The sequence below is a fragment of the Rheinheimera riviphila genome (assembly GCF_004005945.1).
Taxonomy (GTDB): Bacteria; Pseudomonadota; Gammaproteobacteria; order Enterobacterales; family Alteromonadaceae; genus Pararheinheimera; species Pararheinheimera riviphila.
In genome coordinates, this window is record NZ_SACS01000012.1 from 12602 (window position 1) to 36819 (window position 24218).

The window sequence follows — 24218 nt, forward strand, 5'->3', positions numbered from 1 at the left end:
CTTCGTAAGCTTACCTAACCTGCAACAAAAATTGGAGACATACTGTGCAAGAATTCGTTGTTTGGTATCAGGACTTGGGCATGCACGATGTTCCTCGGGTCGGCGGCAAGAATGCCTCATTGGGTGAGATGATCAGTAACCTGGCAAACGCCGGGGTACAAGTACCAGGCGGATTCGCCACTACTGCCGAAGCTTTTAATCAGTTTCTGGAGCAGAGCGGCGTCAACGAGCGGATTTATCAACTGCTCGACAAAACTGATGTAGACAATGTAACTGAACTTGCCAAAGCCGGCGCACAAATCCGGCAATGGGTGATTGAAACGCCGTTCCAACCAGAATTCGAACAAGCCATTCGTACCTCTTATGCTGAGCTTTGTGCCGGCTTCGAAAACGATGCTTCATTTGCCGTACGTTCCTCCGCCACCGCAGAAGATATGCCAGACGCATCTTTTGCCGGTCAGCAGGAAACTTTCTTAAACGTCCGTGGTTATGACGCTGTTATTGAAGCCATCAAACACGTATTTGCCTCTTTATTTAATGACCGCGCCATTTCTTACCGGGTACATCAGGGTTATGACCACCGCGGTGTGGCATTATCTGCCGGTATCCAGCGGATGGTGCGTTCAGATTGCGCATCTTCCGGCGTGATGTTCTCCATCGACACTGAATCCGGTTTTGAAGATGTGGTGTTTGTCACTTCGTCTTACGGTTTAGGCGAAATGGTGGTGCAGGGCGCAGTCAACCCTGACGAATTTTATGTGCACAAACCAACAGTCACTGCAGGTCGTCCGGCCGTGGTGCGCCGCACTTTAGGCTCGAAGTTGGTACAAATGGTGTACTCCTCTGAGCAAGGTCACGGCAAACAAGTCAAAATTGAAGATATTCCACAAGCCAAAAGCCGTCAGTTCTCGCTGACCGATGCGGAAGTGGAAGAACTGGCGCGTCAGGCCATCACCATCGAAAAACACTATGGCCGCGCCATGGATATCGAATGGGCGAAAGATGGTATCGACGGCAAGCTGTATATCGTCCAAGCCCGCCCGGAAACCGTGCGTTCTCGCGAAGACAGCAATCTGATGGAACGCTATCAGCTTGAAGGTACAGCGCCAATTGTGGTTGAAGGCCGCGCCATTGGTCATAAAATAGGTTCTGGCACCGCTAAAGTGCTGTCCAGCATCGCCGATATGGACCAGATTTTACCAGGTGATGTCCTCATCACCGACATGACCGATCCGGACTGGGAACCGATCATGAAACGCGCTTCAGCCATTGTCACCAACCGCGGTGGTCGTACTTGTCATGCGGCTATTATTGCGCGTGAACTGGGTATTCCGGCAGTAGTGGGTTGTGGTAACGCGACCAGTACGGTGAAAACCGGTCAACAAGTGACGGTTTCTTGTGCTGAAGGCGACACGGGTTTTGTCTACGACGGTATTTTGCCATTTAACGTGGTGACATCGCGCGTGGACCAAATGCCACCGCTGAAAATGAAAATCATGATGAACGTCGGTAACCCGGAGCGCGCTTTTAGCTTCGCCAAGTTGCCACATGCCGGTATTGGTCTGGCGCGTCTGGAATTTATCATCAACCGCGGTATTGGTGTGCACCCGAAAGCTTTGCTGAATTACGACGTACAACCGTCTGATATTAAAGCCGTGATCGATGAGATGATGGCCGGTTATGCGTCGCCGAGGGAATATTATGTCGGCAAGCTGACCGAAGGTATTTCGACATTGGCAGCAGCCTTTTCACCAGAGCGGGTGATAGTGCGGATGTCCGATTTTAAATCGAACGAATACGCTAACTTAATCGGTGGTCAGCAATACGAGCCACACGAAGAAAACCCAATGATCGGTTTCCGTGGTGCGTCGCGGTATATTTCCGAAGATTTCCGCGACTGTTTCGCCATGGAATGTGAGGCGTTAAAACGGGTCCGTAATGACATGGGCTTTACCAATGTCGAAATTATGATCCCCTTTGTGCGCACTTTAGAAGAAGCGGCATCGGTGATTGAGTTGTTGGCAGAACAAGGCTTAAAACGCGGCGAAAATGGCCTGAAAGTCATTATGATGTGCGAATTGCCAAGTAACTGTTTATTGGCCGAAGAATTCCTCGAATATTTCGATGGTTTCTCAATTGGCTCTAACGATTTAACCCAATTAACGCTGGGTTTAGACCGTGACTCAGGCTTAATCGCGCACTTGTTTGACGAGCGTAATCCAGCAATCAAAAAGCTGTTATCGATGGCGATTTCCACCGCCAAAGCCAAAGGCAAATATGTTGGGATCTGTGGCCAGGGCCCATCCGATCACGAAGATTTCGCCGCCTGGCTGATGGAGCAAGGCATTGATTCAGTGTCGTTAAACCCGGATACCGTGCTGGAAACCTGGTTGTATCTGGCGAAAAAATACGGCGGTTAATTTTCGTTCTTAACCTCTGAAAACCAAAAAGCCAACTCTTGCAGGGTTGGCTTTTTTGTCTGTAAAAGGCACACTCGGCGGCTGGTGGTGTTGCCACAGAGCACTTTGCTTTCACTACAACTCAGCGAACAAGGTTTTATGGTGATTATCGGATTATTTGGCGGCGGCGGTCAGTTAGGTCGGGCATTACAGCGGGATCTGGCGCCACTTGGCGACGTTTTAGCGCCAACGCGGCAGCAGCTTGATTTATCAAATCCGGCGGCAGTGCGGCAATGGTTACAGCAAAATCGTTGTGATTTGCTCGTCAACGCAGCAGCCATGACCCAGGTTGATATCGCTGAAACGTCCATCGGGCTTGCTACGCAGCTGAACCAGCATGTTGTGCAACAGCTGGCGGAATATGCCGCACAACAACAGATCTGGCTGGTGCATTTTTCGACTGATTATGTGTTTGACGGATCCGGTGATACACCTTGGCTAGAAACCGATGAATGCCGTCCCTTGCAGCAATATGGGCGCACTAAAAGAGCCGGCGAGCTGGCTATTATCAATTCCGGTTGTCAGCATTTATTAATCCGCACCAGTTGGTTGTATGACAGCCAGGGGCAAAATTTTCTGCTCACCATGTTGCGGTTAGCGCAGCAAACACCCACCAGTTTAAGCATAGTGTCGGATCAAATCGGTGCGCCGACCTATGCGCCGGAACTATCGGCTGTCGTCAGCGCAATGCTGACACAGCTCCTGAGCACGCAGCTACGGACCAGGCAACAACAGCATGCCACAGCGCTGAGTGGCATTTACCATGTTTGTGCTACCGGACACTGCAGTTGGCTGGAATTCGCGACCACAATTTTTGCCGGAGCCAACACAAAAGGTCTATTGGATGAATTACCGGTTCTTGCCGCGATCAAGAGTGATGAACTCGCTCGGCCAGCAGCAAGACCAAAGAATTCCAGACTAAGCACCAGCAAAGTACAGGCAACTTTTAACCTGCAGCTGACTGACTGGCAACATCAGCTGGATCTATGCCTGGATACGCTAAAAAACTCAGCTAAAACTGGAAAATAATCAATCTCTTAAGTAAGCTGAGTGCAACCGTCCTTCGCAACTGCCCGTTGCAACCGCCCGACAAAAAAGGAGAACCTGATGGAGATTGTCAACACTGCACCTGATCAGGCGGCCATAGCGGCAAAAGTTGCACGGGCACAAGCGGCCATGTTAAGTTTTCTGGCGGCCGACGCGCTGGGTGTGCAGGTGGAGTTTTTACCACTAGCGGAGCTGTCACATCGGGATCCGCAGACGTTGTTGACGATGCAGGATAACGGCCCCTGGCATTCGCTGGCCGGTCAGCCGACCGAAGATGGCGAGCTGGTGATATTACAGACCAGGATGTTGTTGTTTTATGGTTGTTACCGCGAAGATACCGCCTGGCAGGCTTATCAATACTGGTTACAAACCGATCCATTTGCCATTGCGCCTGCACTACAGCGCGCATTAACCCATCACCCCAGTGAACACGATTGCAGCTTGGCGGCCCTTTCCCGCTTACTGCCGATTTCTGTGCTGGGTGTGCATTTTTCGTTGCCACAAATTGCTGCCTGGGCAATGGAGGATACCGCCTTAACCCAGCCTGCGTTGTTATGCCAGCAAGCCAGTGGTTTGTATGCGATGTTATTGGCCAAAGCGATTGACGAAGGGACGTCAGCTGATGATTTATATCAGGATTTACAACAATGGGCGCGTGACTTAAAAGTTGATTCAGTGCTGAAACAGCTGATTGATCAGGCGTTATTTATGCCACCTGCCAACTACCAGGATCCGGCACAACCGGTGTTATGTGCTTTTCACAATGCCATCTGGCAAATGTTGTACGCAAAATCAGTCGGCGACGCCATCAGCGAAAGTATCAAACAGGGCGGTGATACCGGCAGTTACGCCGCCATCGCCGCTGCCGTGGTGGGGGCTATCCACGGCCTGTCATCGGTGCGTCAAGACTGGGTTGATGTTATGCAACACTGCAAACCGCAAGAAGGCGTCACCGGCGTCGACCAACCAAGACCCGAAGCCGTCTGGCCAACCGATGCCGCAGAGCTTGCGAAAAAGTTAGTGGAAATGACCCCTGCGGAATTGGTTTAGTTAGGAATGCTGTAGTGATTTAGTGTTGAGATGTTGTTGATTTGGCGCGGCTTGTCCATGAGCTAACTGCCTTGTTTAATTTATTGTATTTTGTGATCTTGATTGTTCTGGACTTTTATTGTTGTGCCAGCCGTTTTGTCCCGAATCTGCTGTTGAATTCGCTTGTATAGCGCCACTTTACAATTTCCGCAAATAGCCCATTTTTTGCCAGTTAAAGCCGAAGCATTGTTCCTGCAGAAATAGGGTAGCAATTTCGAGTGCAATAATTCCAAATCAGACAAATTAATCCTGTTCGTAAACACATTAGTTTTACTGAGTTTTTTCAACACCGTCTCGCGGGCTTTCCGCCGTTGTTGAGCTGATACAGATTTCTTGGGCTGCACTGAAATTGTTGATTTAATGGGGATTAAAGGTTAACTTCTCACAGGTGAAATTCATGAAAGAATGCAACAGAATTTGCGTCTTGCGGGTTTTGTCCATTTTATTAAGTTGTTAGGTTTTTTAGAGTAACTACTATTTAGCAAGGACTAAAGGATGAAGCAAAAACTCACCTTATTTTTTACAGTATTACTCATGTGTAGTTGTGCTATTGGTAACGTACCATTTGCTAAAAGATTGGATGGTGAAGTTGGCACAAAAGCTACAATTTTAGATCCTACTCGCTATGGCAATTCTGGTGATCTTATAAGAGCAGATTATTTAGTCTCAGGTGAAGGTTTCACGCACATCACAATAAATGGAAATGGTGACATCATTCAGCATTGGTTTTTAAGTGAAGTTTTACCTACTCACAGTATCAAAGAATGGGTAGGTAAATGTAAAATTTATTATGTAGTAGATTCGAAAACTAACATCATAAAAAATTGGGGCTATGATAAAGATTCAAACCCAGAAAGCTGCAGAGATTGGCTTTAGTGATTAAAGTTAAACCTAACAATCCGCAGCACAACGTGGCTACGCCACTCGGACGCGCTAACGCGCGCCCGTGTGCGGGTCGTTAGCTTAATTTTTATCGAGATTGACATTGAAATATGCAGTTACCAAAATTTCTAATCGATTTTTTCATCTACTTAAATGATTTGGAGAATGAGTCTTTAAAGAGAATATTTGAAGGCGATTTTTTTGATATCGGTGGGGTTACAATCCTATGTCAAAAGTTCGTTGAAAACAATGAGGTTTTAATAAGGAAAGTGTTACCTTTTTTTAAAAATTTCTTGGAAAATGAAGATAACCAGAGATTACTGCTGTTCGTTAAAAAAGAATCAATAAATAATGAACTGAGCGTCCTATATCAAAAGCTAGAAAAGCAACCTGGTAAATATTACGAATATCAGATTGAGCATAAAGAAAAAGAACTCTCAATGTTATCTATAAAATCATTAAGAAAAGATGCCTTTTCAATATTTGACGAGGTTCTTAGTGAAATTGAAAGCATAAAGGATAACCCTGACACGCTTACCGCCGAAAATTATTTCTATTTTAGTGCGTTAGATATTCTTTATGAAAAATTTAAATGCGATAAGGCGGTGGAAAGAAAGTATACAAAAACAAACAAGCATGACAATAAACTTTATAAATATTATGCATCTCTTGATATAAATATAATTTCTGAAGATCGCCAGTTCCACAAATATGATTTGTTGTCAATTGATGATTATGAGCAGTTAGTCATTGGGTTTCCATCCAGAATCTTTGATAAAGAAAACAATGTTCAGTTCTTACTAGACATTCCAGAACGTTTGTTGAGTGTTTTTAGAGCACTAATGGACTCGTCGGAGATTAAACAGATTTCATTTCTTGTGGAATCTGAAGTGTTTTTTGAAACAAGTGAGCAAATCTTTATTCTTCTTGGAAATGAAAGGCCGGAAGAACCTGTCAACCTAGAAAGTTTCCGTAATGACATGAGGGATAACTCTGTAACAAGGCACGTAATAAAAAAACCAGAGGAGAAGGGTGTCTTTCCATTATATATTTCAGCTGGTTTCTTTATAGAAAATAACGATAGATCTTGGTATTTTATCGATAAGTCCAATATTTATTTAGAAGAGATAATCGATGATTACGAGGTGCTGGATGACTGCGTTGTAACTCAACTAATTCATGTCGAGTATTACACGAGTGATAGTGGAATATTTATTTCACACATTGATCATGAATATATATTTTATTCTTACGACGAGTTTGATAAAAGGCAGAAAGATTTTTCACAAAAGGGAAGCGCGAGGAAAAGAATAAAAACATTCAAAATTGATTAATCTAGAATACCTCTTGTTGCAGAAGATAATACATTATTATTGAGCACGATATTGGAGTGCTACTTTGCGAAGCCATATTTACTTAATGGATTCATTCGTGAGTTAATGGTGAACAGCTAACAAGGCGTTCAAAAACAGTCGCTACGCTCCTTGGAACCTCCAAAGCTTCGCTTTTTCGGCCCTTTAACGCAGCGTTAGCGCAAAAATCGCCACATTCAAATCTCGGGTAGACGATTAAAATAAAGGGAATAAAAATGAAAACAATAATATATGGACTACTGCTGCTCATACTAGGAAGCCACTGGAGTAGTTGGGCTACAGCGAATCTCCCTGCAGTAAAAGAGCAGGTGATTGATAGTGCTTTACTTGGCGAAAAGCGCGATTTAGTGATTTACCTGCCAGCGGACTATCAAAATAGTCAGCATCGTTATCCGGTGTTATACCTGACCGATGGCGACATTCAGGGCCCACATACGGCTGGTACGGTAGATTATCTGGCAAAATTCGAGCAGATGCCGCCGATGATTGTGGTCGGTATTGTCAATCCGCCAGAAACACGTGCCAGAGACCTGACTATAACCCCTTCAGACAAGCAAAACCCCAATCAATTGGAAAATGCAGACAGATTTTTAGCCTTTGTCGAAAACGAAGTGATTCCTTTTGTGAAACAACAGTACCGCACTCTGGACTATCAAGTTCTGTCTGGTACGTCGCATGGTGGTCAGTTTGCAATCAATGCATTGGTAAAACGACCAGGCTTGTTTCATGGTGTTATCGCCATCAGCCCGTCTTTATATTGGAATAAAGACCAACTGCTTGGGTTATCTGAGATCGCTTTAAAAAGTCATCGCTTACAAGGGCGTTTTTATGTATCGATGGCCAATGAAGAATCGACCATGACAGAGTCGTATCAACGATTTGTTGATTTGCTTGCTCGTTACCCATCTGACAAGTTGGTAGTCGCGTCCCAGACTTTTAGCAATGAAACTCACAATACGACCGTATTACAAGGGCAGTATGCCGGATTAAAGTATTTGTTTGCCGAATGGCCTATTCAAGAAGATGAGCCTAAAGCTTTGGCTGATTTGCAGACAAAATTTGCCAGTCGCTCGAAACTTCTCAAAACAGACATCATGATCCCGGAAGATAAAGCCAACGGTTACGCGGGGTGGTTACAATATTTAAATCGGCAAGATGATGCATTGGCATTGCTGAAGTGGAATCGAGCAAATTATCCTCAATCGTTGAATGCGCATACAGCCTTAATCAAGGCTTATTTACATTTCAAAATGGCAGAAGATGCCAAAGCAGCACTTAAAGACGCATTGCAGATACTAAATGAGCTTAGTCCTGAACAAAAAGCACAGCTTGAGGCTTTGTTTACTTAGTATTTATTCGAGCCCAGATGCGCTAATAAACGCCAGCATACAGCGCCAGGTTGCTCGCCTGTGTGGCTGGCGTTATAAAAATCTACACCGGAGCAGAAGTTATATGGCCAAACAACATATTCAATCACTGAGAACCTTAACGCGTGTGACTTGCATCAGTCTGCGATGCTTGGTGGCTTTTTGCATGTCCGCTAGCATGTGGAAAAAGGCAATGGTCTGGAAGGTATGTTTCATAGTGGCGTCATGTGCATCGAGTAACAATGTTGTCAGGCAATCGCCGACAGAAATAATTGTAATTGGAACAACCCACGCAGAAACTGCTGATTACAGCAGTCTTGCACTGGAGCAAATGCTTGGTCGGGTTAGGCCTTCAGTCATTCTCTATGAGGTTGATTCGTCATTTTTCGATTCAGACGGGCGTTTAAAGGCTCAATACCGGGATGGGCAGGAAGGCAAGGCTGTTTGGCTGTACCATCTAAACACTGGGGTACCCATTGCGCCTTACGAAATGGAAGGTCGGAATCAATATTATGAAAAAACAAATTATTTTGCTCGTGAAGCCGCGTTTTCCGAAAAACTTTCAGCTCTTTTTGAACATGGTCAGCTTACCCCGAAATCTACAGCACAAGTAACAGCAGTATTGGCATCGTTCGAGCTGCGCGATGCATGCAGCAATGCAAAACCAGAATATATTAATTCACCGGTGTGCGACGCCATTGTTCGGAAAAAGCACTATTACATGTACGAAGTTTTACGAAGTGTTGCTGAGGAAAATGAGGGCTTGCATGAGTTTACCGACTTTTTAACGGAAGCCGCTAAATTCTGGAAAATTCGCAATGATGCTATGGCGGCTAATATTATCGCTCACGCCAAAAATCGCCTTGGTCAGCGCATTGTGGTTATTACCGGATTTGAACACAGGCCGGAGATCCTTGATCGTCTGCATTCTCAAGCCAATGACTTTGGGTACTCAGTTCGGGAATTCCATCTATGAGCGCCTATGTATTTGCGATGTTTCAAAAGAGCGGTTGTTCTTTAGTGAAGACGTAACCTCTGTAGTGAATTTACCAACATCAAGCCTCGTCATTCGGGGCCTTCTGTCCCTGCGACACGCGCATGCGCTCAGAGTTAAATTTTCAATCGGGTTTTGTGATGAATATTGAGATCGTAGAAAAAGCAGACCACCTCAAGTTGATAGAAATCTGGGGGTCCTCGGTCAGAGCAACGCATGACTTTCTGGTTGAAGATGATCTACAAGAGTTAAAGCCATTGATCTTAGAGCAGTATTTTGACGCAGTTGATCTAAGGTGCGCTAAAAATGCTCACGGCGAAATTCAAGGTTTTTGCGGCGTCCATAGCGGTAATATTGAGATGTTGTTCATCTCACCTGATGCTCGTGGAAAAGGAATTGGTGCAATGTTGTCAGCTCATGCTATCAAAGAGCAGGGCGCTTCAAAGGTCGACGTAAATGAACAAAACAGGCAAGCGCTAGGTTTTTATCAGCATATTGGCTTTAAAGTGATAGGCCGCTCAACAATTGATAGACAGGGTAAGCCATATCCACTGTTGCATATGGTGCTATAAAAAATTTAACAAGGGCAGGCTCGGCGACGACTTTTCTGTTGCGGTGTTACAACAAAGCCGCGCGCTGGCTGGCGTTAAGAGTTAAATGAAGCAATGAATATACGTCTGACCACAAAAGATGATGAAAGCCGATTAGCTGACTATTACAGTTCCAATGCACAGCACTTCTATCTTTGGGAACCTTTCCGGGAACCTGGCTATTACAGCGAGGCATCGATTCAGATTAGGTTGTTTGAATATGAAGAACAACATCGAGTTGGCAGTGCCGCTCATTTTATTGGACTTGATGATGGAAAAGTGATTGCTCATTGTTCTTTGACGAATATCGTTTACGGCCCTTTCAGGGCATGTTTTATCGGTTATGGAGTTTCAAAAGAATTTGAAGGCACGGGAACTATGAGTAAGTTATGCCTGGCAGCAATAAAGTATGCTTTTGATGTGCTTGAACTAAATAGAATTATGGCGAATTATATGCCTTGCAATGAACGGTCCTGCCGTTTACTCAAGAAGCTTGGTTTTTCCGAAGAAGGTCTGGCAAAGAAGTATCTGAAAATTAATGGTTCCTGGGAGGATCATGTCCTCACAGCATTGGTTAATCCTGCAAACGCTTAACAAGGCACAGCATTAGGCAATAAAACTATGGTCGTCAGACACTTTTTTCATAATTTATTCGCTGCACAAACCAGAAGCAAAATGACGATGATCATGATTGCCTCTGTTGCAATGTTGGTTTCAGCTTGTTCAATTCATGAGAGTAAAAATATGGTACAGAAACCGAACCCGGCGATGTATTTTGAAATTCCGGTAACCGACATGACGCGAGCCATGGCGTTCTACGAAAAAGTCTTTGGTTTTGATTTTCAACTCGAACAGATCCATCACAATCAGATGGCGCTCATGCATTTTGACCTTAATGGATCTGGGATTAGCGGCGCATTAGCAATGGGCGAGATCTACAAACCATCACTACATGGCACGCTGATCTACTTACATGCTGAAAGTATCGACAGCACGCTGACCAGCGCGCAACTGGCTGGTGCAAAAGTACTTTTCCCTAAAACTAAGGCGGGTGAGTATGCTTATGTTGCTGAAATCGAAGATAGCGAAGGTAACCGAATCGGCCTCATTGAGCCATTGCCTTGAATCGTAACGCAAAGATACGTAAAAAATAACTATTGTCGCCAGTAAAAGAACTTGCTGTGACGTCGCAAACAAGGATACAAAATGGACTTTAATTTTAGTAATTTCAATCCGGATCAAATCATGACTTTTGGCCTTACCTGGACTGTTCTGCCAATGATCGGGGTACTTTTGGTACATCTTGGTTTTGGAGCCGCTGTATTTAACGACGCCAACAGACTGCAGAAAGAGCATGGCGCTTTGGTATTTGTGAATTCTTGGTTATGGGCGTTAGCGGTTGTCGTTGGCGGAGTATTTGTAGCTTTAGCTTATTGGGTTATGCATCATTCTACACTTGCTAAGCATTAGATTGTATTTATAAAACTCAGGAATTTCGAGTTGGTCATACAATGGATATGATGGTTTCGATCCTGATGCATTTATCGAGCACTAAACCTGAGTTATTTAAACCGTGATTTTTGATCGCTTCAGTAATTCTCCATATCAGCAGCGCCATCAACACACTTCGGTGTGGCTTGGCGGCGCGGCAGTTATTTCGGATTTGGTAAAATAATGAACATACGCCTGATCACAAAAGACGATGCGCGACAGCTGGCTGACTACTACAGTACCAATGCGCATCATTTTCATCTTTCGGAACCTATTCGGGCAACTGATTATTACAGTGCAGCGTCGCTTCAGGCGCGATTGTCTGAATACGAGGAACAACATCGGCTTGGCAGTGCAGCCCATTTTATCGGGCTCGATGATGGCAGGGTGATTGCGCATTGTTCTTTAACAAATATCGTCTACGGCGCTTTTCGGGCATGTTTTATTGGTTATGGCGTGTCAAAAGACTTTGAAGGCACCGGAGCCATGCGCAAGTTATGTCAGGCGGCAATTCTATATGCGTTTGAGGAGCTCGAATTAAACAGAGTGATGGCGAATTATATGCCGTGCAATACGCGGTCAGGGAATTTGCTGCAGAAGCTCGGCTTTGCCAAAGAGGGGTTGGCAAAGAAGTATTTGAAAATTAATGGCTGCTGGGAAGATCATGTACTCACGTCCTTGGTCAATCCGGCGAATTTGGAACAAGACGCTTTGAACGGATGATTTAATCTATGCTGTTAACTTGTCACAAAATTTGTTACAAGGCGACCTAAAATGTCTGACACCCATCTCTTTCGCAACGTCCTAACCGCCTATGCAGAGGCCGTTCTCAGCAAGGATGTTGACACATTCGCTGCACTTTATGCTGACGATATCCATGTGTTTGACATGTGGGGGAGCACGTCGTTGCGTGGCCTGCCAGCTGGTGGGTGATTGGTTTTTGTCGTTAGGATATGCGCACTCACAACCTGCTTTAAAACGACCCTGTTCCAGATAAAACAAAGCCCGGCGCGAGCCAGGCTTTGTTTTAATTCGCCGATGTTAAATCATCCACCAACCCAGTATCAGATATGCGATAAAACTCAATACCGCACAAAATACCGCATAAGGTAGCTGTGTTTTGACGTGCTCTAATAAATCGCAGCCAGCCGCAACCGCACTAACGGCCGTGGTGTCGGAGATGGGGGAGCTGTGATCGCCGAAGACACCACCACCTAAAATTGCGGCCAGTACCAGCGCCGGCGGTAGGTTTAGCTCTACCACCAATGGCATGCCGATGGGGATCAAAATAGCAAAGGTGCCCCAGGATGTGCCGGTGGTAAATGAGATCAGCGCACCTGCCAAAAAGATGGCCGCCGGAATTAAAAACAACGGCATCGATTCAGCAACTAACCCGGAAATATAAGTACCAGTACCTAAGGTTTTTAAGCTGGCACCAAGCGCCATTGCCAGCAGTAAAATGGTCACCAGCCCCAGTAATTCACTCATGCCTTTATAACCAATATCAACCAGTTGCTGATGGTTAAAATGTTTGTCAAAAGCCAGCAGCAGGTATGCCACCAAACAGGCCAGAGTTGTGGAATACAGCACTGATTTAGAGCCTGAGCCCGCGGCTAGATCGCCATTACCGGTCCAGTACATAAAACCAACCATCGACACGATCATGGTCAGCAAGGGCAATAACATGTACCGGCTTTTGCTGGCCGGGATCTCGATTTCCGGCGCTTTATTGCTGTTGTTGCTCAGCAGTAATTGCTGATTCGCAAGGCGCATGGGTCCGAAATGGCGACCACTGACAATGGTAAACAGCACCACGGCTAGCGTAAATAAGGGGTAAAAATTAAGCGGGATGGTTTGCACTAAAATTGAAATTGCGCTTTCCGGCAGCTGATAAGTGCCAAGCAGTCCCAAAATATAAGCACCCCAGCCATTGAGTAAAATCAGAATACAAATCGGCGCACTGGTGCTGTCGATGATATAAGCAAGTTCGGCCCGGCTGAGTTTAAATTTGTCGAACAAACCGCGGGATAAAATACCGGCGGTCAGTACCGACAAGTTGGACTCGATAAAAATGACCACACCCGTGGTAAAGGTTAACAAACGGGTTTGGCGGGCGTTTTTGGCAATGCCTTTACTAATCAGCAGGTTGACCAGCGCACTGACACCACCGGAATAGCGCATAAACGCCATCAAAGCGCCGACTAACAAGGCGAATAACAACAAGCGGGCGTTGCCAGCATCGGTCATCACCAGCACCATCGATTCCAGCACATTAAAACCGCCTAAGGTGCTGGCTTCAACCACACCGTGGCCGGATTTGAGTAACAGGAGCAACTCAGCGCTAAACAACGACAACAGCAGGGCGACAATTACTTCTTTTTTCCACAGTACCACCACCAAAGCCACCAGGGCCGGGATAAGGGTCATCCAATCCGCCAACTTACACCTCAGAATTTTTTATGATTGTTGTTACAGATCAGACGATAACATAAAATTTATCGCCTTCGCTATGCACGAAGCGCCCGCGAGAGTTGCTATTCGAGGCATTTCCGAACCTGGTGCCAATGCGCTCACTCCACTTGCGAGGCGCAATATTCTGCAGTTGCAGTGCCCAGCATCATTATGACTTAAGCAATCACTGATATATTATTCAGCAGTCCTTGCACCTGTGCAGAACACTGTTTATGTTGAATACTGCAGGTGGTGGGTAATGGGTGAATGCGCGATGTTGAATCGGTTCAGTCTGATGTTGAGCATGCTGGCAGCAATAGTGTTGCTCAGTACAGTCTCGCAGGCGCAGCAGCCGGACGCGTTACTTTTTACTGCCGAAGAAATTGCTTATTTAAAGCAAAAACAACAGCTTCGGTATTGTATCGATCCGAACTGGTTGCCGTTTGAAGCCCTGGACGCGCAGCAAAAACACATCGGCATGTCAGCCGATTACCTGAAGCTGCTTGGTCAGTTGTTGCCACTAACCATGCAACTGGTACCAACCAAAGACTGGAGTGAATCGTTATTATTCCTGCAACAGCAACGTTGTGATTTTTTACCGCTGGCCATGCGCACGCCGTCGCGCGAAAAGTTTTTACTGTTTACCAAACCTTATCTGACCATTCCTAGTGTGATCGCAACGACCATTGATAAACCTTATCTTGAGGACTTACATCAGGTTGCCAAAATGCCAATTGGTATTCGCCGCGGTTTTGGCTTTATTGAGCTTTATCAGGCGCAATATCCGGACTTGCAAATTATACCCTACGACAGTTACGAAGAAGGGCTGCTGCAAGTGCAAAGTGGTTTGTTGTATGGGTTTTTAGGCAATATGGGCAGCATCAGTTTTAGTTTGCAGCAAAATAAAATGACCAACCTAAAAATCAGCGGCCGCCTGACCGGGGACAGTGAAATGAGCATCGGCAGCCGGATTGATGAGCCGCTGCTGTCGTCGGTGTTACAAAAAGCCTTGCTGCGGATTGATGCTAACGCGCAGCAGCAGATTAATAATCAATGGCTAAAAGTGCAGTTTGAACACAAAGTTGATTATCGCCTGTGGTGGCTGCTGGTGAGTGTCGTGCTGGTGTTGTCGCTGCTTGGCAGTTGGTTTTACTTAAAAACCAGTAGCCTAAACCGCGCTTTGCGCTTGGCGAATGCCGAGCTGGAACAGCTGAGTCAACATGATCCCTTGACCGGTTTATATAACCGGCAGTATCTGGACACCAAATTGCAGCAAGCGCTGGCGTTATGTCAGCGTCAGCAGTTGCCATTAACGCTGGCGATGATGGATTTGGATCATTTTAAGCAAGTGAATGATGAGTGCGGCCATTTGTTTGGCGATCAGTGTTTGCGCCATTTTGCTGCCTTATGTTTGCAAAATTTTCAGCGGCCACAGGATATGCTGGTCCGATACGGCGGTGAAGAATTTATTCTGATTAGCGTCGGTACCCCGGCGGCGGATATGAAAAAGCTGCTGCAAGCTTTTGTTGGCAAATTCGCCGCTGATGCGGTGGAATGGGCTGGTCAGCAGCGATTTTGTACCATTAGTATTGGTGCTTATTGTCAGGTTCCACCGCTGTCATTGGACGCAAAACAGCTGCTGCAACTGGCCGACGAAGCCTTGTATGTTGCGAAAAACCAAGGCCGCGACCAGCTGCATTTGGTAGAGCCCACTGCAGCAGAGTAAAAAAAACAACTGCAGCCGCACTTAAATCAGCGAAGCCGCTTCAATTAAAAACGGGGTCGCAGATTGTTGTAAATCAACAAAATCCTGTTTTGAACGAAGCCCACGCCAACCAATTTCGATCAGACTTTGCGCCACCGCACCACCCAGATTCTGGCCAGGGCCCAGCAAGATGATGTGATCCGGCGAAAACTCCTTCACCGCCAGCTGCACGGCCTGGGTAAAGTTGTAACAGCTGCTGACTTGAGTACCAAAAGTATATTGCTGTAGTTCGCACAGATTGTTATGCCCAGCCGGCCAAATCCGTCCGGCACCGTCGATCAGCGGTAGATTTGGCTGTTGCCAATGCTCGGGCTTAAATTTCGCGAGTGCCGCTGCAGATGCCTGTTGCATCAACGGACTGTGAAAGGCGGCATGTCCTTGTAATAACAGCGGAAAACGCTCATCCAGTGGTGGCAGGGCGGCAATCGCACTTGTCACCGCATGGTCGGTGCCGGCGAGTACCGCGTAACCACCATATTGAATCGAACGGTATAAATCCGGCGCTTGTTGCTGTAATTGGGCAGCGACCAGCGCTTGTTTTTCCGGATCTAAACGCCAGTCGGCATCTAACAGCGGATAGATAAATTGTTTGCCAGCTGCGCCTGCGGTCAGTTGTGCCATGGTGGAGACTACTTCGGTGCCCAAAGCGGCGTCCCAGACTCCGGCGCAGCTCATCGCGGTATACCAGCCCATCGAATTACCGCTGACGGCGACGATTTGATAATCATCCCGTGAAATGGCAGCAAACTGACTTAAACCGGCGGCGTAAATAAGAGCGGCATTATTGGCCGGTTGTTGATGCAGCGCCGGTAAATATTTGTCGGCGCCGTCCAGCTCGCTGACCGTCGGCAGATTTAACGTACGGCGTGTTTTATCAATCTGCGACAAAGTATCGCTGTGATAAAACGGCCGTAAACAGCCAAATTCGGCTTTTTGATAGGTGCCACGACCGGGACATAACGCCAGGGCTGTTGGTTTCATGGCAATTCCTTGCTAAGTGTAGTTTTAGAAGACGACGTGGCCAGTACCGGCTGCGGCAATAGCAATTTAGTGTGGGCGATAATTTGCGCCACTGACGGCAGCACGGTATAAGCCGCTGCTCCCAGCGGAATAAAACTGTCTTCTGCGCATAACCGTTGCAGCTGATAAAAAACCGGTTTGGTTTCATGTAAAGCGGTAAACAATTCTTCGCTTAATGAACCTCTGCGGCGACACTCATCAACAATCAGCACTTTGTGCTCGGAGCCCAAAGCGGCAACGATTTTTTCAATATTGAGCGGGATCAAATAACGTAAATCCAAAACAGTGACGGCAACACCTTGTGCCGCCAGCTGTTGCTGCGCTTGCAAGCTTAAATGCAGGCCATTGGCGTAACTGATGATGGTCAGTTGTGACGCACCAGCCGCCGGGTAAATCGCCGGTGTGCCAAGTTCTGGCAGCGGCGTATCCAAAGTTGGTAACTCGCGCGCCCATAAATTATCGCCGGGCTGATGTAAATCGCGGGTCATATAAAGTGCAATCGGCTCTAAAAAAATCACCAATCGCTGTTGTTGTTTGGCGAGCTGTATCGCCTGGCGCAGCAATAACGCTGCATCATGGCCGTTTGATGGGCAAAACAGCAAAATACCCGGAATATCGCGAAACACCGCAAACGAGTTGTCATTATGAAAGTGACCGCCAAAGCCGCGTTGATAGCCCAAACCGGCAATTCGGATCACCATCGGGTTCTGGTACTGGCCGTTGGAGAAAAACGGCAATGTCGCGGCTTCACCACGAATTTGATCTTCAGCATTATGCACATAAGCTAAAAACTGAATTTCCGGAATAGGTAAAAAACCTTGTTGGGCTAAACCAATGGCAAGACCCAGAATACTTTGCTCGTCGAGCAGCGTGTTTAATACCCGGTTAATGCCAAATTGCTGCACTAACTGACTGGTGACGTTATAGACACCGCCTTTTTTACCGACGTCTTCACCCAGCACCACCGCATTTGGGTACTGCGCCATCGTTTCGTGCAGGGTCCAGTTAATTAGTTTTGCCATATGCTGGGCTTTACCCAGATTATGTTTATCAAAATTCAGTACTTCTTCGCGTGGCGCGTTGGCAGGCAAAGGCGTGAGCGTTGTTGGTTTTGGAATAATGCTTTGCATCACGGCCGCAGCAGAAGTGAGTTTCGGTCGGCTGCAGGCAGCATCGGCAACCCGGGCAATTTGCTGATCTAAAGTTTCAGCACAAAGAGCCAGACTTGCCGGTGTATGAAGGATACGCGCGAGCAGCAGGGCGCTGGCGTACAGCAATGGGTCTTGCTCCAGTTCACCTTCAATTTGCTGTTTACGCCGGTACGCCACTTCGGCATCGGCTCCGGCATGACCAAATAAACGGAAAGTTTTCAGATGCAACAAGGCTGGTTTACGCTGGGTGCGCACAAAAGTAGCTGCGGCTTGGGCGGCAAGTTTGACTTGATTTAAATCGCGCGAATCGGCACTAAAAGTCTGCATGTGCGGGCTTAAGCTGTGTTGGATCCAGCCACAAGGGGTTGGCGTGGAAATGCCAAGACCGTTGTCTTCGCACAAGAACAAGACCGGTACCGGTAAATGCTGATAATCAGCCCAACTGGCCGCGTTAATCGCGCCTTGTGCGGTGGAGTGATTGGCAGATGCATCCCCAAAACTACAAAGCGCAATGGCATCTTCTGGCCATTGCCCGGGAATTTGTAACCGCTTGGCTAAGTCGATGGCAAAAGCAGTGCCAACAGCTTTGGGCAAATGCGAAGCGATGGTGCTGGTTTGTGGTGGAATAGCCAGCGCCAGACTGCCCAGGACTTTATGGCGGCCGCCGGAAATAGGGTCATCGCTGGAGGCAGTAAAAGACAATAACAAATCATAAATTGGCGTGCTGCCCGGCAGTTGTTTACTGCGTTCAATAAAAAAGGCACCACTGCGATAATGCAAAAACGCCGGATCGGTGACGCGTAACTGCGCTGCGACGGCCGCATTGGCTTCATGGCCGCTGGAGCCGATGGTGTAAAAGCTCTGGCCTTTGGCTTGTAGCAACCTTGAGCGTAAATCTAATAAACGGCTACTGAGCATCGATAAAAACAGCTGATTCAGCTCAGCATCGCTTAAATCCGGTGCCAGATTCAGCGGCGTTGGCAGCTGCGCGTTGCGGCATTTTTCAAAGTAAGCCGTAGCCCAGGCATGGGGTTCGTAGTTACTCATACAGGTCCTTTATTATTGTTTTTGGACAAGCCGCGATGCAGGTTAAGTTCGCGGCTGCTGGCCATGGCCGGATTGTGTTACCGGTTCTTCGCGAGCCACGTGTTAACAAAACGCCTGCAAGCCAGTCATGGCACGACCTAAAATCAGCGCATGCACATCATGGGTACCTTCGTAGGTATTGACGGCTTCCAGGTTCATCACATGGCGGATCACATGGTATTCGTCGGCAATACCGTTACCGCCGTGCATATCGCGGGCGATGCGGGCAATGTCCAGCGCTTTGCCACAGGAATTGCGTTTAATCAACGAGATGGTTTCCACCGGCAAAGTACCGGCGTCCATCAAGCGGCCGGCTTGCAAGCAACCTAATAAACCCAGGCTGATGTCGGTTTGCATATCGGCAAGTTTTTTCTGAATGAGCTGGGTAGCTGCGAGTGGCCGACCGAACTGATGACGATCGAGGGTATATTGGCGGGCGGCGTGCCAGCAGAATTCAGCGGCGCCCAAAGCACCCCAGGCAATGCCATAACGGGCTTTGTTTAAACAGCCAAAAGGTCCGCCTAATCCCTGAACATTGGGCAGTAACTGCGATTCCGGCACTTCCACTTCGTCCATCACAATTTCACCGGTAATCGAGGCGCGCAGTGAAAATTTGCCTTCAATTTTTGGTGCGCTCAAGCCTTTCGTGCCTTTTTCCAAAATAAAACCACGGATCACACCATCAAGTTTGGCCCAAACCACAAACACATCGGCAATGGGCGAGTTGGTGATCCACATTTTGGCGCCGGACAACAAATAACCACCGTCGATTTTTTTCGCTACAGTACGCATGCTGGCTGGATCCGAACCTGAATCTGGTTCGGTTAAACCAAAACAGCCAATCCATTGACCGGTGGCTAGTTTTGGCAGATATTTCTGCCGCTGTGCTTCGCTGCCGTAGGTATAAATTGGATGCATCACTAACGATGATTGCACGCTCATGGCGCTGCGATAACCGCTGTCGACCCGTTCTACTTCCCGCGCAATCAGGCCATAACTAACGTAATTGATGCCAGCACAACCATATTGCTCCGGCAAAGTGGCGCCTAAAAAGCCCAAAGCACCCAGCTCCTGCATAATGGCCGCATCAAAATGTTCGTGGCGATTGGCTTCCAGAATGCGCGGCATCAACTGTTCCTGACAATAATCCTGTGCTGCTTGCTGGATCATCCGTTCTTCTTCGGTCAGTAAAGTATTGAATGCAAATGGGTCTTGCCAGTTAAATGCGGTTTTGCTCATGGTGGTGGTTCGCCTCTGTGATTCTGATTGCCATCTTATGAAGGCTGCGTATAAAGTTAAATCATATACAACCTGTTGCAGGTATAGATAATAGCTATGGATACACGTCAGTTGGGTTATTTTGTCGCGGTTTTTGAGCAAGGCAGCATCAGCGCAGCGGCCCGGCATTGCTTAGTCGCGCAGCCTTCGGTGTCAGCGGCGCTGTTACAGTTAGAAACTGAACTTCATTGCAGTTTGTTTATTCGCTTGCCTAAAGGCGTCAAACCAACCGAAGAGGGCGAACGGCTGTACAGTCAGGCCAGCCAAATCATCAGCCAGTTGCAGGCGGTCAAAGCCTCTTTTAGCAAACCGCCGAAACGGTTGCAATTCCGGCTTGGATTGGTACGTGCTTTGGGGGTAGAGCGGATGAGTCAGTTGCTGAAAGATTTTCACAGCCAGCTGCCAGGGCTGGAGCTGCACTTAGTCGAACCGGACGAGCCTTGTGATGCGCGGATTATCAATATCCGGCAGCTGAAAGCCGGTGAGCAATATCAACATTTGTGGAGCGACGCCTATTTGCTGGCGATCCCGGCGTTGCATCCACTTTGCGCCAAGGCAGAAATCGCGCTGGAAGATTTTAAAAAGTTACCGCTGATTAAACGCACGCCTTGTGACGCCTGGGATCAACTGCAAACCGCACTCAATCGGCAAAATATCAAAGCCGATATCCGCGCCAATATTCATACCATCGAATATGCCATTGGCTTGGTGGGCGCCGGTATTGGCTGCGCGTTATTACCGGCCTTTGAAAGTCATCGCAACCGCGCGGAGATGCAAATCCGGCCGTTGCAATTGCCACTGGCAGAGCGGGAATTGGTGCTGGCTTTTAGCAAAGAATTGCAGCACCAAAGTGCGGTGAAAACCTTGTGTGAGGTGGCGAAAAAGCAGTCGTTGCTGGGTGGTTGGAACTAGGACAAGAACGGGCTGAGCAGCAAAGCCAGTATCACCAACAACCAGGCCGGTTGTCGTCAATACATTAAAAAAGTGGTCGCGAGCAGGGCTGCCACTGTGACAACACAGGCTGTAGGGAAAACCAAATGATGCCAGATTTTGGTGACAAGATTAAAACCTACATTCATCTATTTTCAAGGGCGCCACTCACCGCGTCAGCGGTAGTGCGCCGGATGATCACCCGCAATTTGGCCACCTAACGGCGGACTAGCTTCGCTGAATCCGCCCTCCGTTTTACCGACATTCGTATATTTCCGTAGGGCGTCACTCACCGCGTCAGCGGTAGTGCGCCGGATGGTCACCTGTATTATTTGAACAATGGCTGGTGGCCAACGTTTTAACCCAAGTGAGCTATTGCTCTTTGCGACCTGCCATCGCACTTACATATAAGCTTTACTAAAGCCTTCTTTCGACTGCTGAATATAAGTCCTGGCCTTTTTTGCATGTTGCTCCCAGGCGGCTTTATCTTTTGGATCGGTGAAGGGGTTTTGCTCCGGCGCTATCGAGCGTTCAAACCTGTCATAGAAGGTAATAGCCGACGCCGTAATTTGATTAAAACGCTCTTTAAATTCCTGCATCCCGTCGAGTTGCTCAGAGGTTTTCAGCATATATTGCACCAGCTCGGTGGTATTTTCGCTGGCGAGGTAACCTTGGGCTTTATTGGTGACATGGTTGCTGACCTGCTCGGCAATTTGCTGGCGATTGCTTTCTTCTTTGCTCATCACCTTGCTGTAATTTTCCTGGGTGCGCGCCATACCGCCGTGTTGCAGGTAATCGCGCAGGTGTTTGTCGAGATCTTTTCGAAACACTTCGACGTTGCGCAGCATCAGTTGCAGCTCAGCATCCAGCGTGCTGACCTGTTGCAGCTCTTTTTCCAGCTCAGATAAAAAGGTCTCGGCTTTTTCATAGACTTTCAGCCCGTTTTCTTCGGCGAATTTGCGGTCTTTGCGGTTTAAATCGGCGTTTTCATAGTTAGAACGGTCAAATGTACTGGCCAAAAACGATTTAAAGGGTTCGGCAAAAGCGGCATAAGTGCCGGCGCTGACCACGGTTAAAGTGGCAGTGACTAAATCACCAAAGGGTTTCACCATTGAATTTAATCGTGCTTGCTGCAGCGGCGACGCCACGCGTTTGGCATCCGCTAAGATGGTGCGAAACGAGGCATAGGCCATCGGATTGGACATTTTATTACGCTCGGAACTCGCGAGCACAAAAGTGATACTGGAATAAATGGCGTTGGCGTATTCGAGATATTGGCGCTGACTTTCCAGCTGCGCGGCGTAATTTTTGCCCAGCGCCCGGAATGATTCGGCCTGTACATCGTAGTTTTTATTGGTTTTTAGCTGGTCTAAAATGCCGCTGATAATCTTCTGTTCGTTTTTCTGTAGAGCGGTATCGAGCAAAATCCGGTCCAGCACAAAATCATCGAGTGCCAACTGGCCGTTGATTGATTCAATGTCGATGCGGATAAACTTGCGGCCCGGATCGTCGATGGAAATACGATGCGCCAGATAATCGGTTGCACCGGCGGCGTTTTCAATCAGGCCCACTTGTTGCCATTGGCTGTCAACCCGCACCGAGGCCGAGGTTAGAATATTGATGCGATAGCTGGTTTGGTTGCTTAAAGGTTTCACCCATAATTCGAGTAATCCCAGCTCCGAAACCGGGTAACGGCTGATCAACGATGCATTACCACGCTCGCACAACAATCCACCCTGACCGAGGCGGGCGACTTCACGGCTGATTTGGCAACCGGACAAAATATTAAAATGCTGATTATTGCTTTCAAAATCGCTGCTAAATACCGCCGATTGCGGATTGGCGACACTGGCCTGACTTATGAAACCGAATACAGTGACCAGACTTGCCACGAACCAACGCATATAAACCTCTGAATTTAAACATTCAAAACTTCTAACTTGAAGCATTAACTTGCACAGTGCTGCACGGCGAATTTACCGCAGCTGAATCGCGGTGCTAAGTGGTTGTTACCTTAGCCGAAATCGCCTTGGGCATAAAGCCTGTTCTGGGCTTTGTCGTAGTGGATTGTGCGTGTTGCAGCTGCATTACATTTGCCTGTTTCTTATTGGTGATTAAACTGTTAAGTTTGTGATACTTAGTATCGTCATACAGGGACAAGCAGATGCTCATTCAACATCGTCACCGCAGCGTTTTTCATCGTCGTTTTGGTTCTTGTCTGATATCGCTGCTTGCCACGGTGCTGGCGACGGGCGCTGCGCAAGGCCGCACTGATACGTTAACCACGGCCGAAATCAGAACCTTAAAAAATGCCGTCACAGTGTTGCAATATCGGCCGCAGATCGACGCACTTGCCAAAAATTGTTCGGCAGATGTTTTGCAGTATGTACCAACGGCGATAGCAGATACAGATGACACGTTGTTGCAGTCGTTATTGCAACAAAAGTTGAATATGACATCTGCGCAGTTGCTTGAGTTAATTCAGGAAAACGAAAAATTCGCTGATTTGACCCGCCCGGCAACGGTGAACACGCCCGATTGCAGTGACCGTGAAGCTATTGTTGATTTGTCTGAACAATTCAGCAATAACTACACTGCTCTGGAATTAAGTAATCCTTTAGGGTCATGGCTGCAGCATTTTGCCACGCCGGTCAGTGTGCCCTCGATGGACCCAGACCAACTATCTGGTTTAATCAGTAACAGCCACAGCATTGTATTGGTAAACATCCAGCCTAAATCTGTCCTGACGCCGTTACAACAAGCCAACTTTTTGCATATTCATGACAAAAGCAGCTACGTTTTCGAAGTACAACAAGGCTGGAAGGCAGTAGGGCCGCGCTTTCAGGGGTTACATATCCATATCAGCCCGAAAAATTACCCGCAGCAACCCAAACGCTGGTTATTACTGCTCGATGCCAGCTTTCATCCGAAAACTGCGCTGCATGGTGCAGAGTTGCAACAAGCATTACAACTGCTAGGTTCGCCTAACTGGTCGTTTAACCGGCAGGGAGATTTGGTAAGGGCAGGGAAGTCGTAAATGTAGGTTGGTATCGAGCCATGTACCCGCCTTAACCAGATTGCATCACTTCCATCTAAAAACCATGTTCGAACCTTAAGTTTTCTTTAAGCTTTATCGATGACACTAACCCTGTCCGCAATTGGCAGGGGAACAGCATGACCGTATTAGCTCCTACACATGAACAGTTTTGTACTGATGCTTTCAGTACCGTAGTTACGGCTGGATC

20 protein-coding genes are annotated in these 24218 nt (G+C 47.4%); 15 read left to right on the forward strand and 5 right to left on the reverse strand.

What is annotated here, in order from left to right; all coding sequences use genetic code 11:
* Window positions 1–44: 44 nt before the first annotated feature.
* The 12 genes from ppsA to EOE67_RS11920 all read left to right on the forward strand — a co-directional run bounded on the left by ppsA (window position 45) and on the right by EOE67_RS11920 (window position 12015).
* A complete protein-coding gene (ppsA, locus tag EOE67_RS11865) occupies window positions 45–2420 on the forward strand; it encodes a phosphoenolpyruvate synthase (protein ID WP_127699297.1) in 2376 nt (791 codons plus the stop codon).
* 84 nt (window positions 2421–2504) lie between these two features.
* On the forward strand, window positions 2505–3488 hold the full coding sequence (gene rfbD, locus EOE67_RS11870; RefSeq protein WP_127699298.1) for a dTDP-4-dehydrorhamnose reductase: 984 nt from the start codon (window positions 2505–2507) through the stop codon (window positions 3486–3488).
* A gap of 78 nt (window positions 3489–3566) precedes the next feature.
* Complete coding sequence (locus EOE67_RS11875; RefSeq protein ID WP_127699299.1) at window positions 3567–4556, forward strand: ADP-ribosylglycohydrolase family protein; 990 nt, start codon at window positions 3567–3569, stop codon at window positions 4554–4556.
* A gap of 534 nt (window positions 4557–5090) precedes the next feature.
* Entirely contained in the window at window positions 5091–5471 is a 381-nt protein-coding gene (locus tag EOE67_RS11880; protein WP_127699300.1) for a hypothetical protein, read from the forward strand.
* A gap of 116 nt (window positions 5472–5587) precedes the next feature.
* Window positions 5588–6811 carry a hypothetical protein gene (locus tag EOE67_RS11885; protein WP_127699301.1) on the forward strand — a complete coding sequence of 408 codons (1224 nt, stop codon included), beginning with the start codon at window positions 5588–5590 and terminating at the stop codon, window positions 6809–6811.
* Between the two features lie 254 nt (window positions 6812–7065).
* Window positions 7066–8199 (forward strand): alpha/beta hydrolase, encoded by a 1134-nt coding sequence (locus EOE67_RS11890; protein ID WP_127699302.1) that lies wholly within the window; start codon window positions 7066–7068, stop codon window positions 8197–8199.
* Window positions 8200–8302: 103 nt separating this feature from the next.
* Window positions 8303–9193, forward strand: coding sequence for a hypothetical protein (locus EOE67_RS11895; RefSeq protein WP_127699303.1), 891 nt, complete (start codon window positions 8303–8305; stop codon window positions 9191–9193).
* A gap of 158 nt (window positions 9194–9351) precedes the next feature.
* Window positions 9352–9783, forward strand: a complete 432-nt coding sequence (locus tag EOE67_RS11900) for an acetyltransferase (protein ID WP_127699304.1) — start codon at window positions 9352–9354, stop codon at window positions 9781–9783.
* 93 nt (window positions 9784–9876) lie between these two features.
* Entirely contained in the window at window positions 9877–10395 is a 519-nt protein-coding gene (locus tag EOE67_RS11905) for a GNAT family N-acetyltransferase (RefSeq protein WP_127699305.1), read from the forward strand.
* 87 nt (window positions 10396–10482) lie between these two features.
* Window positions 10483–10926: a VOC family protein gene (locus EOE67_RS11910; protein ID WP_206099579.1), complete on the forward strand. Its 444-nt coding sequence runs from the start codon at window positions 10483–10485 to the stop codon at window positions 10924–10926.
* An 81-nt stretch (window positions 10927–11007) separates the two neighbouring features.
* Complete coding sequence (locus EOE67_RS11915; RefSeq protein WP_127699306.1) at window positions 11008–11271, forward strand: hypothetical protein; 264 nt, start codon at window positions 11008–11010, stop codon at window positions 11269–11271.
* A gap of 204 nt (window positions 11272–11475) precedes the next feature.
* Window positions 11476–12015 carry a GNAT family N-acetyltransferase gene (locus EOE67_RS11920; RefSeq protein ID WP_127699307.1) on the forward strand — a complete coding sequence of 180 codons (540 nt, stop codon included), beginning with the start codon at window positions 11476–11478 and terminating at the stop codon, window positions 12013–12015.
* A gap of 318 nt (window positions 12016–12333) precedes the next feature.
* Here EOE67_RS11920 and EOE67_RS11925 read toward each other — a convergent pair whose 3' ends face one another.
* Window positions 12334–13719: a Na+/H+ antiporter NhaC family protein gene (locus EOE67_RS11925; protein WP_127699308.1), complete on the reverse strand. Its 1386-nt coding sequence runs from the start codon at window positions 13717–13719 to the stop codon at window positions 12334–12336.
* Window positions 13720–14017: 298 nt separating this feature from the next.
* On the opposite strand from EOE67_RS11925, the gene EOE67_RS11930 reads away from it, so the two are divergent.
* On the forward strand, window positions 14018–15469 hold the full coding sequence (locus EOE67_RS11930) for a diguanylate cyclase (protein ID WP_164852308.1): 1452 nt from the start codon (window positions 14018–14020) through the stop codon (window positions 15467–15469).
* A gap of 21 nt (window positions 15470–15490) precedes the next feature.
* On the opposite strand, the gene EOE67_RS11935 is transcribed toward EOE67_RS11930, so the two are convergent.
* The 3 genes from EOE67_RS11935 to EOE67_RS11945 all read right to left on the reverse strand — a co-directional run bounded on the left by EOE67_RS11935 (window position 15491) and on the right by EOE67_RS11945 (window position 20004).
* Window positions 15491–16489 carry a malonyl CoA-ACP transacylase gene (locus EOE67_RS11935; RefSeq protein WP_127699310.1) on the reverse strand — a complete coding sequence of 333 codons (999 nt, stop codon included), beginning with the start codon at window positions 16487–16489 and terminating at the stop codon, window positions 15491–15493.
* Window positions 16486–18726: a thiamine pyrophosphate-dependent enzyme gene (locus tag EOE67_RS11940; protein WP_127699311.1), complete on the reverse strand. Its 2241-nt coding sequence runs from the start codon at window positions 18724–18726 to the stop codon at window positions 16486–16488. The genes EOE67_RS11935 and EOE67_RS11940 overlap by 4 nt, the downstream gene beginning before the upstream one ends.
* Window positions 18727–18828: 102 nt before the next feature.
* A complete protein-coding gene (locus EOE67_RS11945; protein WP_127699312.1) occupies window positions 18829–20004 on the reverse strand; it encodes an acyl-CoA dehydrogenase in 1176 nt (391 codons plus the stop codon).
* A gap of 96 nt (window positions 20005–20100) precedes the next feature.
* Between EOE67_RS11945 and EOE67_RS11950 the strand changes: the two genes are divergently transcribed.
* Window positions 20101–20955, forward strand: coding sequence for a LysR family transcriptional regulator (locus EOE67_RS11950; RefSeq protein ID WP_127699313.1), 855 nt, complete (start codon window positions 20101–20103; stop codon window positions 20953–20955).
* A gap of 419 nt (window positions 20956–21374) precedes the next feature.
* Here the strand turns inward: EOE67_RS11950 and bdpA are convergent, their stop codons facing one another.
* Entirely contained in the window at window positions 21375–22877 is a 1503-nt protein-coding gene (gene bdpA / locus EOE67_RS11955) for a BAR domain-like protein A BdpA (RefSeq protein ID WP_127699314.1), read from the reverse strand.
* Between the two features lie 260 nt (window positions 22878–23137).
* On the opposite strand from bdpA, the gene EOE67_RS11960 reads away from it, so the two are divergent.
* Window positions 23138–24010 carry a hypothetical protein gene (locus tag EOE67_RS11960; RefSeq protein ID WP_127699315.1) on the forward strand — a complete coding sequence of 291 codons (873 nt, stop codon included), beginning with the start codon at window positions 23138–23140 and terminating at the stop codon, window positions 24008–24010.
* The last annotated feature ends 208 nt before the right edge of the window (window positions 24011–24218 follow it).